Below are 17,672 nucleotides of genomic sequence, written 5' to 3'. Positions count from 1 at the left end.
ATAACTCCCCCATGACTCATCAATCTGCCAGCGCCTTCATCAACCCCGTGATTCTGGACGAGGTGGCGCAGCAAGCGTATCCCGCGTCGACATTATATGTGCTGGCTACGCCGATCGGGAATGTCTGCGATATCAGCCTGCGCGCCCTGCATGTATTGTCGATGGTCGACGCCGTGGCCTGTGAGGACACCCGGAATACCGCCCATTTGCTGGGGCGCTACGGCTTGTCCAAGACCTTGCTGGCGGCGCATGAGCACAATGAACGGGAAGTCGCGGAAAAGATCGTGGCGCGCCTGCAGGCCGGCGAACGGATCGCCCTGGTGTCCGATGCCGGCACGCCGGCGGTGTCGGATCCTGGCGCCCGCATCGTCGACGCCGTGCTGAATGCCGGTTTGCGCGCCTTGCCGCTGCCGGGGCCGTCGGCCGCCGTGACCGCGCTGTCGGTCAGCGGGCTGGTCAACGACCAGTTCCAGTTCATCGGATTTCTGCCGAGCAAGGCACGCCAGCGCGAGATCGTACTCGCAGGCCTGGCTGGCGCCAGCGCTACGCTGGTGCTGTACGAAGCCCCGCATCGCATCGTTGAAACCGTCGATGCCCTGTTGCAGGCATTCGGGCCGGAACGCCGTATCGTGCTGGCGCGCGAACTGACCAAGCTGTTCGAGAGCGTCCACCGCTGCCCCCTGGGGGAGGCGCCGGCCTGGCTGGCGGCCGACCTCAACCGGCAGAAGGGCGAATTCGTGCTGCTGGTGGACGCGGCGCCGGTGGCGCTCGATGACAGCGCCGAAGGCGAGCGGGTCTTGCAGATCCTGCTGGCGGAATTGTCGATCAAGCAAGCCGCTGCCCTGGCGGCGCAAATCACCGGGCAAAAGAAAAATGCTCTGTACGAGCGGGCTTTGGCTTTAAAAGATGCCTAGGTAAGAATAAGATGTGCCTAATGTTTTTTTGTTATGGGTGAGATCTGTCCTGTGTCCAGAGGGCAGGCATTGCGTCATATGAGCCTGGAATATAGGCACAAAAATGCCGGGGCGGGGATGTATTTTAGCAACGGCTGCAGCGCGACAAATTAGTTTCCGCATAGGGTTCAATAGTAAAATCCGCCACCTTGTGCAACGCGACAAACAGTTTTAAAAGAAGCAATCAAATTGAAGTAAGCAGGCTTGGGGTACGGCCGGACTTGCCCTTACTAATAAGATGAGAGAAAACATGAGTACAACACAAACCAGCAGCAGCCCTGGCTTCAAATCTTCCCGTCTACATATCATCACGCTGGCTGCGCTGGGAATCGTGTTCGGCGATATCGGCACCAGTCCGCTGTACGCGCTGAAAGAATGCTTCAGCACCGACCACGGCATTCCATTCACGCCTGATGCGGTGTTGGGAATCATCTCGATGCTGTTCTGGGCGATCACCATCGTGGTCTCGCTCAAATATGTACTGTTTGTGATGCGCGCCGACAACAACGGCGAGGGCGGCGTGCTGGCCCTGATGGCCTTGTCGCTGCGCACCGCCCAGAACGGTTCCAAACGCGCCAAGACCTTGATGATGCTGGGCGTTTTCGGCGCCTGCATGTTTTATGGCGACGTCGTCATCACGCCGGCGATCTCCGTGCTGTCGGCGGTAGAAGGGCTGGAAATCGCCACGCCGGGGCTGACGCGCTATGTCTTGCCGCTGTCGCTGGTGATCCTGATTGCCTTGTTCCTGATCCAGAAGCACGGCACCACGGTGGTGGGTAAATTGTTCGGTCCGGTGATGTTCGTGTGGTTTGTCTCGCTGGGTTTGCTGGGTGTTTACAACGTCATCAAGGCGCCGGAAATCCTGGTGGCGATCAATCCTTACTACGCTTATGCTTTCATGCAGCAACATGCGTTGCAGGCGTTCGTGGTGCTGGGTTCGGTGGTGCTGGTGCTGACCGGCGCCGAGGCCCTGTATGCCGACATGGGACACTTCGGCATCCGGCCGATCCGCTTTGCCTGGCTGTTTACTGTCATGCCTTGCCTGATGCTGAACTACTTCGGCCAGGGCGCCAACCTGCTGATCAATCCCGCCGCCATCCAGAATCCGTTCTACCTGATGGTGCCGGACGCCTTGCTGTTGCCGATGGTGATCCTGGCCACCGCTGCCACCGTGATCGCATCCCAAGCAGTGATCTCGGGCGCGTTCTCGCTGACCAGCCAGGCCATCCTGCTGGGCTTTGTGCCGCGCATGCGCATCTTGCACACATCGGAAGACGAGCGTGGCCAGATCTATGTGCCGGTGATCAACTGGATGCTGCTGCTGCTGGTGGTCGGCGTGGTGCTGGCCTTCAAGAAATCCGATAACCTGGCCGCGGCCTACGGCGTGGCGGTGACCACCACCATGCTGATCACCACGGTGCTGGCCGCGGTGGTCATGCGCACCGTCTGGAAATGGAATCCCTTCCTGGTGGCGCTGGTCATCAGTGCTTTTTTCATTGTCGATTTCGCCTTCTTTGCCGCCAACCTGCTGAAGATTGTCGACGGCGGCTGGTTCCCGCTGCTGCTCGGCGCCATCGCCTTCTTCCTGCTGATGACCTGGTACGCCGGCCGCATGCTGCTGCGTGAACGCAGCAAGGACGAAGGGATCCCGCTGGAGCCTTTCATCGAAGGCCTGCTGGCGCACCCGCCGCACCGGGTCGACGGCACCGCGGTATTCATGACCGGCAACAAGACTACCGTGCCGGTCGCCTTGCTGCATAACCTGAAGCACAACCGCATTTTGCACAAGCGCGTGTTCTTCCTGAAAATCAGCATCTGGGACGTGCCGTTTGTCGAAGACAGCAAGCGCCTCACCCTGAAGGAACTGGGCAGCGATGTCTACGTCCTGCGCGCCGCTTTCGGTTTCAAGGAAGCGCCTGACGTGCAAACCGTGATGGCCCTGACCACGGCGCAGTTCGGCCTGGAATTCGACGTGATGGATACGTCCTTCTTCCTGGCGCGCGATACGGTGATCCCGAGCAAGATTCCCGGCATGCAGCTGTGGCGCGAAAAGCTGTTCGCCTGGATGTATCAGAATGCCGCCAAGCCGTCCGACTTTTTCCATATCCCGATCAACCGGGTGGTCGAACTGGGCACCAAGGTGGAAATCTAAGCGCTTCGCAAAAATCCCCGCAAACCTCTACGGTTTGCGGGGATTTTCTTTTCAGGGATTGTCGGCAGAGGCGAACTGCACCTGGCAGCGCCACAATTGATGGCCTGACGCCAGGTATTTGCTTTCAAAAGGGGTGATCGGCTGCGCCGGCAAATAGGGCTCGCAAGCGACGGCCTGGCCGCTTAACTGTTGCAGCGCGCTGGCGCATTCCTCGACATAGATCTGCCAGTTGCTGCGGCATTCCAGAATGCCGCCCAGCGCAACGATGGTCGGGAACACCGGATGGCCGTGCCAACGCCGGCTGAGCTGGCCTATCTTCGGCCAGGGATTCGGATACAGCAGATAGTGGCGCGCCGGAAAAATCCGCGCCGCCAGCAGCAGCCGCCAGTAATCCACCAGGTCGGCGCGAATGCGGATGAAGTTGGGCGGCAGCGCTGCCGGGCCGGGCCATAGCGTGTTGCGGCCGACCCGGTCGGCGGACTGGTCGACGCCGATGACGAAATGATCAGGATATTGCGCCGCCAGATGCATGGTCGACAAGCCGACGCCGCAACCGGCATCGAGAACCAAGGGCGGGCTGCCGGCCGCCCGCCAGGCGGCGATGCTGTCGTCGAATGCGCTTTGATTGTAAGAACTGACGGGTTTTTGAAACGTGTGCGAGGCGTGCTTGGCGACGCTGGCCGCAAGCTGCTCGTGGATGCCGCTCTGGGCGCTATGGATAGGGCTGGAATTGGCGTACATATCGACGTACCGGATGCAATGTGAAAGGTACGGCAATATACCTCAAGCGTTCCACCCGGTTTGCCGTGGTTATAGGCAAAGCCGGGCGGGCTGGAAGGAATTGGACGGTAGCAGGGTTATTGCAAGGTAACGGGCTGGCTCATCATCGAGTCATAGTTGCCCAGGAAAGCATCGATATCCTCGATGCTCGGTTCGGTCGCGATCAGATCTTCGACCCCTTTACGAAAAAATTCAGCCAAGGCACCAGCAATAAAAATCTCGCGCTTGAACGATTTATCGACGATTTCATAGCCGCCGAAACGTAAAGCTTCGCGTTGTTCATCGGCACCAAATTCGACGACGCTGTATTGGTCACTGTTATAAATCAGGTTCATATGCGCTCCCGGTAGTTAGAACAGAAGGTAATGATCGAATAAGCAGTTTTCAAGCCAGCTAGTGAAAATATTATTTGTGAACTCCTTTTCTGAGGCATATGTTTCTGTTCTGACAGACATATTTCAGTACTAAAAGAATTTTTGCGCTCGATGCATTTACATAGTACGCCACAGGCTATTTTTGTCACGTGCTAAATACTGATCAAGGCAATGCATTTCTTCTAAGAGCGCATAAAATTTTTATATATCACCTGCCGCCAACTGATAGCGTCACATAATTTGCTGCTGGCCAGGCAATCATTCAAGCCATTCGAACATGATGTGCTGGTGAGATCCCGGTGCAATGGCGATCTTGCGCTCTTTCACCTGGTCTTTCTTGGCGACTGCGAGGTGATAGCTGCCGGCAGGCAGCTTGGCCAGGAAAAACGGTCCATTGGAAACGGTATCCAGCACAACATTGTTGCTCGCATCGCTGATTTTCACGTGGATGTCGGCAGCATATTCATCCTTGGGCGTTGCTTTGATGACGAACTCTAATTCCAGCGGATAGTTCTTTGCCTCCTGCTGTATCAGGGTCGATTCGTCCACGCCGATGCCGCCGGACATATAGGTGGCCACGCCTTTGGTGACGGCGGTGGGAGCCGCGCCGGCATTGGCGGCTAGCGTAGCGGCGAGCAATGCGCCGAGTGCGAGAAGAGTGCGCTTATTCATGATGCTTCCTCCTGAAAACGCGTTGGGCTCCGACTTTGCGTGCCCATGGAATCCAGCATAGGGCTTGAAAATTAAAGCTGACTTAAACCTTGGAATTTTTAGGGCTATTGCTGGAATTGACGTGAATGTAAGAAACAATCCCGTTCTGCATCTTAGCCGGCCGGCGGATGCAGGGGCTGCCTGCGGGCTTGTCAATGCTGGCTGCGCCACATAAATGTTGCTTGCTCAGTCCTCAAGCCTGGTTCAACGCACGGCGATATTGAATCGCCTCGGCGACGTGGCTGGCAGCAATGTTTTCCGCCCCGTCCAGATCGGCGATGGTGCGCGCCACCTTGAGCACGCGGTGATAGCCGCGCGCCGACCAGTCCAGGCGCGCCATGGCGGTGCGCAGGATGTTTTCGCCGGCGCTGTCGGGTTTGCAGTATTCATCGATTTCATTGGCAGATAAAGCATTGTTTTGCTTGCCTTGGCGAGCGAGCTGCCGAGCGCACATTTGCTCGACGCGCGATGCGATGAGCGCTGACGATTCACCTTCCGCGGCTTTCAGCAGCTCGTCATGCGGCAAGGCCGGCACCTGTATCTGCATGTCGATCCGATCCAGCAATGGGCCGGAAATCTTGTTTTGATAGCGCAGGATATTGTCAGGCGTGCAGCGGCATTGCTTGACCGGGTGTCCCAGGTAGCCGCAAGGGCAGGGATTCATGGCGGCGATCAGCTGGAATTGCGCCGGGAAGTCGGCCTGGCGGGCGGCCCGCGAAATCGTGATGCGGCCGCATTCCAGCGGCTCCCGCAATACTTCCAGCACGCGACGGTCGAACTGCGGCAATTCATCGAGGAACAGGACGCCGCGGTGGGCCAGAGAAATTTCACCGGGGCGCGGCGGGCTGCCGCCGCCCACCAGCGCCACGGCCGATGCCGTGTGATGCGGGGCCCGGTACGGCCGCACTTTCCACTTCGCGCTGGAAAAGCCGCTGGCGAGCGACTGCACCGTCGCGGATTCCAGCGCGTCGCAATCGCTCAAGGGCGGCAAAATGCCGGGGAAACGCGCCGCCAGCATCGACTTGCCGGTGCCGGGCGGCCCCATCAGCAGCACGCTGTGGCCGCCGGCTGCGGCGACCTCCAGTGCGCGCTTGGCTTGCAGCTGGCCTTTGACATCGCTGAAATCCAGATAGCTCGGCGGCCTCCGCTGCGGTTCGGCTGCGTGGCGCGATAATCTTGTTTCTGCTTGCTTGGAGGCGAAGTGGGCGCACACTTGTAGCAAATTGTCGGCGGGGAGAATGCGGGCGTCGGTGACCAGGGCCGCTTCGTCGGCATTGGCTTGCGGCAGGATGAAGGCGCGGCTTTTGGCTGTGGACGGAGTGGCGCCGGAGGCCGTCATGGCGAAGGTCATCGCCAGCGCGCCGCGGATCGGCCTCAACTGGCCGGACAGCGACAGTTCGCCGGCGAATTCGTAGTCGTCCAGTTCGTCGGCCGGAATTTGTCCGGACGCCGCCAGGATGCCGAGTGCAATCGGCAAGTCGAAACGGCCCGATTCCTTGGGCAAATCGGCTGGCGCCAGATTGACGGTGATGCGGCGGGAAGGGAATTCGAAACGGGCATTTTGCAGCGCTGCGCGGACCCGGTCCTTGGATTCCTTGACCTCGGTTTCGGGCAGGCCGACGATGGTGAAGCTGGGCAGGCCGTTGGCCAGGTGGACTTCCACCGTGACTGCCGGCGCTTGCATGCCTGCCAGCGCCCGGCTTTTCAAGACGGCCAGCGTCACTGGCGCGGCATTACGGTTGCTTCAACTGTGCTTCAAGCTCCGTCACGCGGGCTTCAAGCGCCTCGAGTTTGGCGCGGGTGCTGGCCAGCACCTGGGCTTGCACGTCAAATTCCTCGCGCGTCACCAGGTCCAGCTTGGCGAAGCCCTGGCCCAGCATGGCCTTGACGTTTTTCTCGATATCCTTGGCGGGGGAGTTTTCGATGGCCTGGTTGATCTTGGCTTGGATGTCGTCGAAAAAATTGGGTTTGTTCATGGTGGCCCTCTGGCGGTAAATAAGATAAGAAAAATGATAACCGATACGAGCAAACCCGACATCGAAATTCTGCCTGGGGGCGGCAGTTTAAGCCTTTGCTGCCCAGGCTCCGTCAGGCAAGCTGCTTGCGATATTGCACGAAGCCCGAGCGATCGGCGATACGGTCGTACAGCTGCATCGCCGTGCTGTTGGTCTCGCGGGTCAGCCAGTGCACCCGCGTGCTGCCGGCCGCCTTGGCTGCTGCGCAGACATGTTCGATCAGCAGCCGGCCGAGGCCGGTGCCGCGCTGTTCAGGGGCGACATACAAATCTTGCAGATAGCAGGAATCCTCTACCGTCCAGCAAGAGCGATGGAATATCCAGTGCACCACCCCGACCGCCTTGCCATCCACGGTGGCGAGGGCGCCGAATATCGGCTCCTTCGGGTCCAGCAGGCGCTGCCAGGTGACCAGGCGCACGGCAGCGGGAACCTCCGCCTGATAAAAGCCGAGATAGCCCAGCCATTGCGGCTCCCAGGCAGCGAAGTCTTGCTCGCCGAGCGGCTGGATAACAATATTTGAAAGGGATGCGGATGCTGAAGCCAAGATAATCTCCTGTCGAAATGGATTAACTCGCTAACGGTAGGTAGCGGAGCCGGTTACAAAACAGCGTTCATCGTAGCGTCAGAAGTTGGTATCATCAAAGATCCAAGATTAATTATATTTATAGGTCCAATCCAGTTAAATTCTGCGATTTGGCGCAGCTAATGATAGTCTTTCATAAAAGACAATTATCGAGGAGAGACATGGTTAAAGCGAAATTATTGCTTCTGTGCGCGGCGTTCTGCTTTTCCGCAGCCGCCCAGGCGAACGAACCGCAAGCGACGGAGCATGACGCGGTTTTCAAGGACTTCCGCTTTGCTTCCGGGGAGACCTTGCCGGAACTGCGCATCCATTACCGTACCTACGGCGAGCCGCGGCGCGGCGCCGACGGCAAAGTCGATAATGCCGTGCTGATCCTGCACGGCACCGGCGGCTCCGGCGCCCAGTTCATCCGGCCGGAATTTTCCGGCGAGCTGTTCGGCTCGGGCCAGCTGCTCGACGCCTCGCGCTATTTCCTGGTCCTGCCGGACGGCATCGGCCACGGCAATTCCAGCAAACCGAGCGATGGCTTGCGCGGCAAGTTTCCGCACTACGGTTACCGCGACATGGTCGAGGCCCAGTACCGGCTGCTGACGGAAACCCTGGGAGTGAATCATTTGCGCCTGGTGATGGGCACTTCGATGGGCGGCATGCAGACCTGGATGTGGGGCGAGCAGCATCCGGCTTTCATGGATGCCCTGATGCCGCTGGCCAGCGTGCCGACCCAGATTTCAGGCCGCAACCGGGTCTGGCGCCGCATCATCATCGACGCCATCCGCAACGATCCGGCGTGGCAAGGCGGCAATTACAGCAGCCAGCCGCCGAGCTTGCGCACCGCCGAGCAGATGCTGTTTTTCATGTCCAGCAATCCCTTGCTGCGGCAGCAGCAGATGCCGGACCTGGCGCAAGCCGACCAGGCCTTGGATAGCGCGGTAGCGACGGCCATGAAAAGCGCCGACGCCAACGATACCCTGTATTTCATGGACGCTTCGCGCGACTACGATCCCGGTCCGCTGCTGGAAAAAATCCGGGCGCCGCTGATCGCGGTCAACTCCGCTGACGACCTGATCAATCCGCCGGAAATCGGCATTCTCGAGCGCGACGTCAAACGCGTGCCGGGCGCGCGCATGGTGATGGTCAAGCTGAGCGGCGCGACGCGCGGCCATGGCACCCACACGGTGGCGGCAGTCTGGAAGCCCTGGCTGCGCGAACTGCTGGCATCGCCCCAGCGCAACTGATGGCGAAGCCTGTGGCGCCGGCGCTGTCGATGAATCTGGACCCGGCCGGGATTGCGCTCGATGGCGGCAAAGGCCTGGCCAAGCAGCTGTGCCTGGCCTTGCGCCAGCGCATCCTGGCGACCCCTGACACTTACCGCATCAAGCTGCCGACTTCGCGCAACCTGGCGCTGGCGTTGAAGGTATCGCGCAACACCGTGGTGCGCGCGTATGAACAGCTGTACGCCGAAGGCTATATCAGCAGCCGGGTCGGCGACGGCACTTATGCCGACGGCCTGGCGGCTGCGGTTGCGGCTGGTCCGGCAGCGCCGGCCGCCGCTGCGCCGGCGATGCAGTTGTCATCCATGCAGCAGCGCCTGAGCGGCTACGAGGCACGGCGGCGCCGTTTTGACGGCCCGGCGCGCGCCTTCCGGCTTGGCATTCCCGCTTACGACCTGTTCCCCAGCGCCATCTGGGCGCGCCTGCAAGGCAATTTCTGGCGCCGCGCGCCGCTGGCGCAGATGGGCTATGGCGAGGCTGCCGGCGATGTGCGTTTGCGCGAATTGATCGCGGCCTACCTGCGCCAGGCGCGCGGCCTGGTCTGCGAGCCGTCGCAAATCATGATCACCGCCGGCGCCCAGCATGGCATTGCCCTCTGCGCGCAGCTGTTGCTGGACGCCGGCGATAAGGTGGTGGTGGAAAATCCGTGCTACCCGGCAGCCGCTGCCGCCTTGGCCTTATCCGGCGCGCAGCTGGTGGGAATCGGGCTGGACCAGGATGGCATGGACACCAGCCAGCTGGCGCTGCACGGCGACTGCCGCCTGGCGTATGTGACGCCGTCGCACCAGTATCCGGTCGGCGTCACGCTGTCGCTGGCGCGGCGGCTGGAACTGCTGGCCTGGGCCGAACGCCACGACAGCTGGATCATCGAAGACGACTACGACGGCGAATATCGCTATGACGGCACGCCGCTGGCGCCGCTGGCGGCGCTGGATCACAACGCCCGCGTGCTGTATGTCGGCACTTTTTCGAAAATTGCCTTTCCCGGGCTGCGCCTCGGCTATCTGGTATTGCCGCCCAAACTGGTGCCGGCGCTCGGCGCGCTGCGCGCCATGGGTGATCGTCACCCGCCGGCGGCGGATCAGGCAGTGATGGCCGAGTTCATCGCCGCCGGCCATTTCCAGCGGCACATCCGCCGCATGCGGCGCGCCAGCCGTTCCCGCCGCGATGCCTTGCTGGCGGCCTGGGCGCCGCTGTTCGGCGCGCAACTGCCCTTGCCCAAGGTTGCCGCCGGCCTGCACTTGAGCCTGCCGTTGGCCAGTTCGCAGCAGGAAACCGAGCTGGTGGCGAAAGCTCTCGCCGCAGGAGTTGAAATCAATCCGCTGAGCCGATTTTGCATCCCGGGCCTGGCGGTGAATCCGCAGCACCGTGCCGGCCTGGCGCTGGGTTTTGCTGGCGTGGATGAGGCCGCGATCCGCAATGCATTGTTATTGCTGCAACAAGCCTGGCGTTGATTTGTAGCTGACTACAAGATGTCATGTAGTCAGATCGGATAATCGCTGCACCAGAATAATGCGCCGGCAGGTACATGCTTTATTTTGGTGCGCTGCACTGCACAATATTTCTCCACAAGAACGTCCCCAAATTAACAGTCACTAAAAAAGCGCAAATAAATCACCCCATAAGTGGTATTAAGCGGGCAAAAGAAGCGGCTGGAACAGTTGGCATGGGTTCTGCTATGGAAAGTACGAAGAGTACTGATTTAGCGGTTTTCATTCAACATACCAACAGGGACTTCCATGAAAAAGCTGATTTTAGCCGCAGCAATAGCAGCAAGCTTCACCGCGGGTTTTGCGCATGCAGAAGACGCCAAGCCTGACAATGAAATCAGTTACAACATCGGCCTCGTGAACGACTACCGCTTCCGCGGCATTTCGCAAACGCGTTTCGATCCCGCCGTGCAGGGCGGCGCCGACTACACCAATAATCCAACCGGCCTGTATGCCGGCACCTGGCTCTCCAACATCAAGTGGATCAAGGATGCGGTCGACAGCGCCAATACCGGCACCGGCGGCAAGGGACCGGTGGAGTGGGATATCTACGGCGGCAAGCGCGGCGACCTGCCGGGCGGCTTTACCTATGATGTCGGCGGCCTGTACTACTACTACCCGACCAACAACTACAGCCAGATCGGCCGCAACGCCAACACGTTTGAGCTGTACGGCCAGATCGGCTACGGACCGGCCTATTTCAAATATTCGCATGCGATGACCAACCTGTTCGGCACCATCGACAGCAAGAACAGCGCTTACTACGATGCCGGCGCCAACATCGATGTCGGTGCGGGCGTCACGCTTGGCCTGCACCTTGGCCATCAGACCGTGGAACACACCAGCTTCGCCAGCTATACCGACTGGAAAATCGGCGCCACCAAGACCTTTGACCAGCTCGCCGGCATCACTTTGGGACTGGCCTATGTCGGCACCGACGCCAAGGATGGCGCTTATGTCAGCCCGAGCGGCAAGAACCTGGGGCGCAACGGCGTGGTGTTTTCTCTGGCGAAGACCTTCTAAAAAACGACGTCAAAAAAGCAGCAGCGGCAAGCGCTTCGCGCCCGCCGTCTCACAAAACCAACGAGGCCGATATGAAACTGATTACAGCGATCATCAAACCATTTAAGCTCGACGAGGTGCGTGAAGCACTGTCGGCGATAGGCGTGCAAGGCATTACCGTGACCGAGGTAAAAGGTTTCGGCCGCCAGAAGGGCCACACGGAGCTGTATCGCGGCGCTGAATATGTCGTCGACTTCCTGCCGAAGACAAAAATCGAAGCGGCAGTGGACGACAGCATTCTGGAACAAGCGGTAGAAGCGATCGAGACCGCGGCCCGTACCGGCAAGATCGGCGACGGCAAGATTTTTGTATTTGATCTGCAGGAAGTTATTCGTATTCGTACCGGTGAAACCGGCAAAGACGCAATCTAAGGGGATAAAAATATGAACAGAATATTGGCAACGATTTTAGCGTCGTGCGCGCTGATCGCGGCGACTTCGATGCTGCCGGCTGCGGCGGCTGACGAGGCGTCCGCTCCGGCAGCCAGCGCGCCAGCAGCGGCCGTGGCATCCGCCAGCGCGGATGCTTCCACACCTGCGCCCGCACCGGCAGCAGCGGCTGCTCCGGCCCCGGCCGCCGCCGCTGCGGCAGCGCCTGCCGCGGCAGCTCCCGCGGCGCCGGTGCCGAACAAGGGCGACACCGCCTGGCTGCTGGTCTGCACCGCATTCGTGATCCTGATGACCTTGCCTGGCCTGGGCCTGTTCTACGGCGGCCTGGTGCGCAGCAAGAACATGCTGTCGGTGCTGATGCAGTGCTTCACGGTGTTCTCGCTGATCATCGTGCTGTGGATACTGTACGGTTACAGCCTCGCGTTCACGGAAGGCAATTCCTTCTTCGGCGGCTTCAGCCGGCTGTTCTTGCACGGCATGACGCCTGATTCCGTGGCGGCTACCTTCAGCAAGGGCGTAGTGGTGCCTGAATTCGCCTACGTGGTGTTCCAGGGCGCGTTTGCAGCGATTACCTGCGCCCTGATCATCGGCGCCTTTGCCGAACGCGCCAAATTCTCGGCGATCCTGGTGTTCACCGTATTGTGGTTCACCTTCGCTTACCTGCCGATGGCGCACATGGTCTGGTTCTGGCCTGGTCCGGATGGCTTTGTCGATGCGGCTTCCGCAGAGAAGCTGACCGCCACCGGCGGCTGGTTGTTCCAGAAGGGTGCGCTTGATTTTGCCGGCGGCACCGTGGTGCATATCAACGCCGCTATCGCCGGTCTGGTTGGTTCGTACGTGATTGGCAAGCGCGTCGGTTTCGGCAAGGAAGCCTTCAAGCCGCATAGCCTGACCCTGACCATGGTCGGTGCATCGCTGCTGTGGTTCGGCTGGTTCGGCTTCAACGCCGGTTCGGCCCTGGAAGCCAACGGCAGCGCGGCCCTGGCCTTCATCAATACCCTGCTGGCGACTGCTGCCGCGGTGCTGAGCTGGAGTGCCGGCGAATGGATCGGCAAGGGCAAGCCTTCCATGCTGGGCGGCGCATCCGGCGCGGTAGCCGGCCTGGTGGCGATTACGCCTGCGGCCGGCTTCGTCGGCCCGATGGGCGCATTGATCATGGGCTTGCTGGCTGGCTTCGTTTGCCTGTGGGGCGTGACTGGCCTGAAACGTTTGCTGGGTGCTGACGATGCGCTGGACGTCTTCGGCGTGCATGGCGTCGGCGGCATCATGGGCGCGCTGCTCACGGGCGTGTTCGCGGCGCCTAGCCTCGGCGGCACAGGCATCTATGACTACGTCACCAATGCGGTCCTGCCAGACTATTCGATCCCTGGCCAGCTGTGGATCCAGTTCGAAGGCGTGCTGACCACGCTGGTCTGGTCCGGCGTGGTATCGCTGATCGCATTCAAGCTGGTCGATATCGTCATGGGTTTGCGCGTGACCGAAGAAGAGGAGCGCGAAGGCCTGGATATCTCCAGCCATGGCGAATCCGCGTACCATGATTAAGATGTGCGATTAAGACCTTCGATCAAGCCATGCCTGATCTCGCCGGATAGCAGGAAGCAGCGCTGTCCGGCGGCTTGATCGGCGTCTTGCGCAATCCCGGGCCGATAGCCATCGCCTGGGATTTTTTGTTTCCCGTTCAAGAGCAGCAGATTCAGGAGATTTTCATGGACCCTACCATCACCCCGCAACGCCCGGGCGACTGTACGGTGGAAGACGTCAGGGCCGACCAGTTCGATGGTGTAGTGGGTCCGCTCACCGATATTCTGATCGCTTGCGTGGCGCAAGGCGCCAGCATCGGCTTCATCGACACGCCGGCTGCCGAAGACGCCTTTTCCTTCTGGTATGGCGTCAGCGGCTCGCTGGTGAGCGGCGGCCGCCGCCTGCTGGTGGCGCGCGTTGTCGGCGAGGTGGTCGGCACTGTGCAGGTCGTGCTGGCGACGCCTGCCAACGGTCATCATCGCGCCGAGATTTCCAAGTTGCTGGTGCATCCGGAGGCGAGACGCAAGGGCGTGGCGCGCCTGTTGATGAGACAAGCTGAAGCAATCGCCCGTGCCGACGGCCGCTCCTTGCTGATCCTCGACACCCGCACCGGCGATGCCGCCGAATCCCTGTACAGCTCCATGGGATATGAACTGGTTGGCGTCATTCCAGACTATGCGCGCTCGACCGTGGGCAAGCTGACGGACACCAGTTTCATGTACAAGCAAATCTAGGCTTGCACAATGCCGATTCGCTCTTCATGGTGAAAACGGCCTCTTTAGTTACGGCCAATTCTCGCAAAGTAATGACAGAATAGATGCTTTGCCATGACTTCGGCTGGAGTTGCCCGCTATCGTAAAAATACTGCTTTGTTGAATAAAGCCAGCTGCATATAAAATGACTTAGGGATTGAGTGTTGCATATAAGGCAATTTTGTCTGGCGCGAATATTGCACAAAGGCAGGGTGTTTCATTGCGCTTTTTGTCAATCGGAGGGCTTTAAAAATCCGCTAGCGGCCCGATGTAAAGTGAGCTAATCGGCCTCACAGGGCAGCCATCGCGCCATTTGCGCAACATTGCGGCGGGTGACCGGCGAAATAATGCATTTCCCGTTAGAATCGTCGGCTTGTCCCGGAAGTCTTGAAACACGCTTCCTTGGCTGGCAGCAACGCATTTGCACACGCTACATCGTTTCCAAAAGAAAGTTTTATATGGTTCCGCACCTCGTCACGGCCCTGAATGGCCCGTTGCTCGATCTAGAAAAGAAAATCCTCGCAGCTACCCCGGCTATCGAGCGCTGGTTCCGGATGGAATGGCAGGAGCACACGCCGCCGTTCTATTGCTCGGTTGACCTGCGCAATTCCGGTTACAAGCTGGCCCCGGTGGATACCAATCTGTTTCCGGGCGGCTTCAGCAATCTGTCGCCGGAAATGTTGCCGCTGGCGATACAGGCAGCGATGGCGGCCATCGAAAAATATTGTCCGGACGCCAAGAACCTGTTGCTGCTGCCGGAGCTGAACACGCGCAATACCTTCTATCTGCAAAACGTGGCGCGATTGATGCAGGTGTTCCGCCAGACCGGTCTGCATGTGCGGCTCGGTTCGCTGGCGGAAGATGTCAAGGAGCCGCAAACCATCGAATTGCCGGACGGCAGCACCATCACGCTGGAGCCGCTGGAGCGTTCCGCTAACGGCCGCCGCCTGGGGCTGAAGAACTTCGATCCCTGCACCATCTTGCTGAACAACGACCTGTCGTCCGGTACGCCTGCGATTCTGGAAAACCTCAACGAGCAAAATGTTTTGCCGCCGTTGCATGCCGGCTGGACCGTGCGCCGCAAAAGCAACCATTTCACGGCCTACGACGAAGTGGTGAAGAAATTCGCCAAGCTGATCGATGTCGATCCGTGGATGCTGAACCCGTTTTTCGCCAAGGTCGACCAGGTCGATTTCCAGGCCACCGACGGCGACGACAAGCTGGCGGCCAGCGTCAGTTCGCTGCTGGCGAAGATCCGCAAGAAATACAAGGAATACGGCATCACCGAAAAGCCGTTCGTGATCGTCAAGGCCGATGCGGGCACCGACGACATGGGCGTGATGAGCGTGACCGATGTCAGCCAGATCAAGGAGTTGAGCCGCAAGCAGCGCGAGAAACTGTCGCTTGGCAAAACCGGCGGCGAGATCCATGACCTGATCATCCAGGAAGGTGTGCATACGTTTGAGCACATCAACGACGCGGTAGCGGAGCCGGTGGTATACATGATCGACCGTTATGTGGTCGGCGGCTTTTACCGCGTACACGCGGAGCGCGGCATCAATGAAAACCTGAATGCGCCGGGCGCCCATTTCGTGCCGCTGGCGTTTGCCCAGCAGCATGCCTTGCCGGACATGCTGGCCAAGCCGGGCACGACCGCCCCGAACCGCTTCTACATGTATGGCGTGGTGGCGCGCCTCGGTTTGCTGGCGGCTTCGCTGGAAATGGAAAAGACCGATCCGAACCCTGAAGAATATTAATCGTCAGCTTGTCCTGACCTCAGCAACTATAGGGCCAAAAATATGAAAATCGCTTTCCTCGCCGATCCGCTCAGCACCTTCAAGACGTATAAGGATTCGACTTACGCCATGATGGTGGAAGCGGTCAAACGCGGCCATACGATCTATGCCTTCGAGCAAAAAGACATGGCGCTGGAAAGCGGGATCGTGACTGCCAATGTGGTCAAGGTGACCTTGACAGGCGACGCCAAGGACTGGTTCCGCGCCAGTGCGCCGGCCGCCATGTTCCTGTCGGAGTTCGATGCGATCCTGCTGCGCAAGGATCCGCCTTTCGACATGGAATACATTTACACCACCTATCTGCTGGAACTGGCGGAAACCCAGGGCGCGCGCGTTTTCAACAAGCCACAGGCAATCCGCGACCATAATGAAAAACTGGCCATCGCGCAGTTCTCGAAATACACCTCGCCGACCCTGGTGACGCGCGATGCGGCGCGCTTGCGCGCCTTCCATGAAGAACATCATGATGTAATCCTGAAGCCGCTCGACGGCATGGGCGGCACCGGGATTTTCCGGGTACGGCAGGACGGCCTGAACCTGGGCTCCATCATTGAAACCCTGACCGATAACGGCCAGCGCACCATCATGATCCAGCGTTTCATCCCTGAAATTGCCGCCGGCGACAAGCGGGTGCTGGTGATTGGCGGTAAAGTGGTGCCGTTTTCGCTGGCGCGGATTCCGCAAGGCAGCGAAGTGCGCGGCAACCTGGCGGCCGGCGGCATCGGCGTAGCCCAGCCGCTGACTGCGCGCGACCGCGAAATCGGCGAAGCACTTGGGCCGGTGCTGGCACAGCGCGGCTTGTTACTGGTAGGATTAGATGTGATCGGCGACTATTTGACCGAGGTCAACGTCACCAGTCCGACTTGCTTCCAAGAAATCAAGCAGCAAGCCGGTTTTGATGTTGCCGAGATGTTCATTGATGCGCTGGAAGCAGCCCTGGCCTGAGTCAGCCAGATTAATTTTTCGTCAGCGCCGGCAGCTTTGCCGGTGCGCTGTAAGTGTTGTAGTAAAACCGTTGTAAACCGGGATAGTCCGCGCTGCGGATTCGAGTGAAACTATGATTGGCATTCTTCTTTTAACCCATGCTCCGCTGGGCCAGGCATTCATCGCAGCTGCCTCTCACGTGTTTCGTCATACACCCGAACGGCTGGAAGCGATTGACGTGATCGCCGACCAGAATCCGATGGAAGTGCAAAAACTCGCCAAGCAGGCTGCGGCCCGTCTCGACGACGGCTCCGGCGTGTTGGTGATCACCGACGTCATGGGCGGCACGCCTTCCAATTGCACGTTGCCGTTTTGCAGCGGCAACCAGACCCAGGTGATTGCTGGCATCAGCTTGCCGATGCTGCTGCGCGCCCTGACATACCGCAACGATACGCTCGACGTGGTGACCGAAATGGCGCTGGCCGGCGGCCAGGGCGGCGCGGTAAGGGTAGATAACCGGGTTCGCGTATCGCATTGATAACATGGCAACAGATGGCAGGAACGAATTTACGCGGGCTTAGGCTTAGAGTTGATAGCTAAGATAGTTAACATTATTAAAAGACAAGATGATTCAACAAGAAATCGAAATTATCAACAAGCTTGGCTTGCACGCACGTGCCTCAGCCAAATTTACTCAACTGGCCAGCAAGTTCAAATGTGAAGTCTGGATGACCCGCAACAAACGCCGCGTCAACGCCAAATCCATCATGGGCGTGATGATGCTGGCGGCCGGCAAGGGCAGCACGATCTTGCTGGAAGCCGACGGTGAGGATGAAAAAGCCTGTTTTGATGCCTTAAACCAGTTAATTCAGGATAAGTTTGGCGAAGGCGAGTAAAAC

The 17,672-nt window shown here is 59.4% G+C and carries 18 protein-coding genes; 12 read left to right on the top strand and 6 right to left on the bottom strand.

The window, feature by feature from the left end; all coding sequences use genetic code 11:
- Positions 1-11 precede the first annotated feature (11 nt).
- Positions 12-914, top strand: coding sequence for a 16S rRNA (cytidine(1402)-2'-O)-methyltransferase (gene rsmI, locus AC07V8_RS16865; protein WP_494680977.1), 903 nt, complete (start codon positions 12-14; stop codon positions 912-914).
- Between the two features lie 277 nt (positions 915-1,191).
- Positions 1,192-3,105, top strand: coding sequence for a potassium transporter Kup (locus tag AC07V8_RS16860; protein WP_494680978.1), 1,914 nt, complete (start codon positions 1,192-1,194; stop codon positions 3,103-3,105).
- Positions 3,106-3,156: 51 nt separating this feature from the next.
- Here the strand turns inward: AC07V8_RS16860 and trmB are convergent, their stop codons facing one another.
- From trmB to AC07V8_RS16830, 6 genes are all read right to left on the bottom strand, one after another.
- Positions 3,157-3,846, bottom strand: coding sequence for a tRNA (guanine(46)-N(7))-methyltransferase TrmB (gene trmB, locus AC07V8_RS16855; RefSeq protein ID WP_494680979.1), 690 nt, complete (start codon positions 3,844-3,846; stop codon positions 3,157-3,159).
- A 116-nt stretch (positions 3,847-3,962) separates the two neighbouring features.
- Positions 3,963-4,220, bottom strand: coding sequence for a BTH_I0359 family protein (locus tag AC07V8_RS16850; protein ID WP_014008142.1), 258 nt, complete (start codon positions 4,218-4,220; stop codon positions 3,963-3,965).
- 297 nt (positions 4,221-4,517) lie between these two features.
- The gene (locus tag AC07V8_RS16845) at positions 4,518-4,931 is read right to left on the bottom strand and encodes a carboxypeptidase regulatory-like domain-containing protein (protein WP_494680980.1); all 414 of its coding nucleotides are present in this window, start codon (positions 4,929-4,931) and stop codon (positions 4,518-4,520) included.
- Positions 4,932-5,163: 232 nt separating this feature from the next.
- A complete protein-coding gene (locus AC07V8_RS16840) occupies positions 5,164-6,693 on the bottom strand; it encodes a YifB family Mg chelatase-like AAA ATPase (protein ID WP_494680981.1) in 1,530 nt (509 codons plus the stop codon).
- Positions 6,694-6,703: 10 nt separating this feature from the next.
- A complete protein-coding gene (locus AC07V8_RS16835) occupies positions 6,704-6,946 on the bottom strand; it encodes an accessory factor UbiK family protein (protein ID WP_098494444.1) in 243 nt (80 codons plus the stop codon).
- Positions 6,947-7,058: 112 nt separating this feature from the next.
- The gene (locus AC07V8_RS16830; RefSeq protein WP_494680982.1) at positions 7,059-7,529 is read right to left on the bottom strand and encodes a GNAT family N-acetyltransferase; all 471 of its coding nucleotides are present in this window, start codon (positions 7,527-7,529) and stop codon (positions 7,059-7,061) included.
- Positions 7,530-7,729: 200 nt separating this feature from the next.
- Between AC07V8_RS16830 and AC07V8_RS16825 the strand changes: the two genes are divergently transcribed.
- From AC07V8_RS16825 to AC07V8_RS16780, 10 genes are all read left to right on the top strand, one after another.
- Positions 7,730-8,803 carry an alpha/beta fold hydrolase gene (locus AC07V8_RS16825; RefSeq protein WP_494680983.1) on the top strand — a complete coding sequence of 358 codons (1,074 nt, stop codon included), beginning with the start codon at positions 7,730-7,732 and terminating at the stop codon, positions 8,801-8,803.
- The gene (gene pdxR / locus AC07V8_RS16820) at positions 8,803-10,293 is read left to right on the top strand and encodes a MocR-like pyridoxine biosynthesis transcription factor PdxR (protein ID WP_494680984.1); all 1,491 of its coding nucleotides are present in this window, start codon (positions 8,803-8,805) and stop codon (positions 10,291-10,293) included. Before AC07V8_RS16825 ends, pdxR begins: the two co-directional genes overlap by 1 nt.
- Positions 10,294-10,578: 285 nt before the next feature.
- Positions 10,579-11,352, top strand: coding sequence for a TorF family putative porin (locus AC07V8_RS16815; RefSeq protein WP_098494441.1), 774 nt, complete (start codon positions 10,579-10,581; stop codon positions 11,350-11,352).
- A 71-nt stretch (positions 11,353-11,423) separates the two neighbouring features.
- The gene (locus AC07V8_RS16810) at positions 11,424-11,762 is read left to right on the top strand and encodes a P-II family nitrogen regulator (protein ID WP_038493850.1); all 339 of its coding nucleotides are present in this window, start codon (positions 11,424-11,426) and stop codon (positions 11,760-11,762) included.
- A gap of 12 nt (positions 11,763-11,774) precedes the next feature.
- Positions 11,775-13,322 carry an ammonium transporter gene (locus AC07V8_RS16805; RefSeq protein WP_494721476.1) on the top strand — a complete coding sequence of 516 codons (1,548 nt, stop codon included), beginning with the start codon at positions 11,775-11,777 and terminating at the stop codon, positions 13,320-13,322.
- A 164-nt stretch (positions 13,323-13,486) separates the two neighbouring features.
- Positions 13,487-14,035: a GNAT family N-acetyltransferase gene (locus AC07V8_RS16800; protein ID WP_494679582.1), complete on the top strand. Its 549-nt coding sequence runs from the start codon at positions 13,487-13,489 to the stop codon at positions 14,033-14,035.
- A gap of 476 nt (positions 14,036-14,511) precedes the next feature.
- Positions 14,512-15,810 carry a glutamate--cysteine ligase gene (gshA, locus tag AC07V8_RS16795; protein WP_098494437.1) on the top strand — a complete coding sequence of 433 codons (1,299 nt, stop codon included), beginning with the start codon at positions 14,512-14,514 and terminating at the stop codon, positions 15,808-15,810.
- Between the two features lie 42 nt (positions 15,811-15,852).
- A complete protein-coding gene (gene gshB, locus AC07V8_RS16790) occupies positions 15,853-16,794 on the top strand; it encodes a glutathione synthase (RefSeq protein ID WP_494679583.1) in 942 nt (313 codons plus the stop codon).
- Between the two features lie 112 nt (positions 16,795-16,906).
- Entirely contained in the window at positions 16,907-17,311 is a 405-nt protein-coding gene (locus AC07V8_RS16785; RefSeq protein ID WP_098494435.1) for a PTS sugar transporter subunit IIA, read from the top strand.
- Between the two features lie 88 nt (positions 17,312-17,399).
- Positions 17,400-17,669, top strand: a complete 270-nt coding sequence (locus AC07V8_RS16780) for an HPr family phosphocarrier protein (protein ID WP_061945059.1) — start codon at positions 17,400-17,402, stop codon at positions 17,667-17,669.
- The last annotated feature ends 3 nt before the right edge of the window (positions 17,670-17,672 follow it).

It is taken from the genome of Collimonas sp. GW821-FHT02H07 (genome assembly GCF_059421505.1).
Note: the sequence above shows the minus strand (reverse complement) of the source record. Positions and strands in the feature narration are given on the sequence as shown.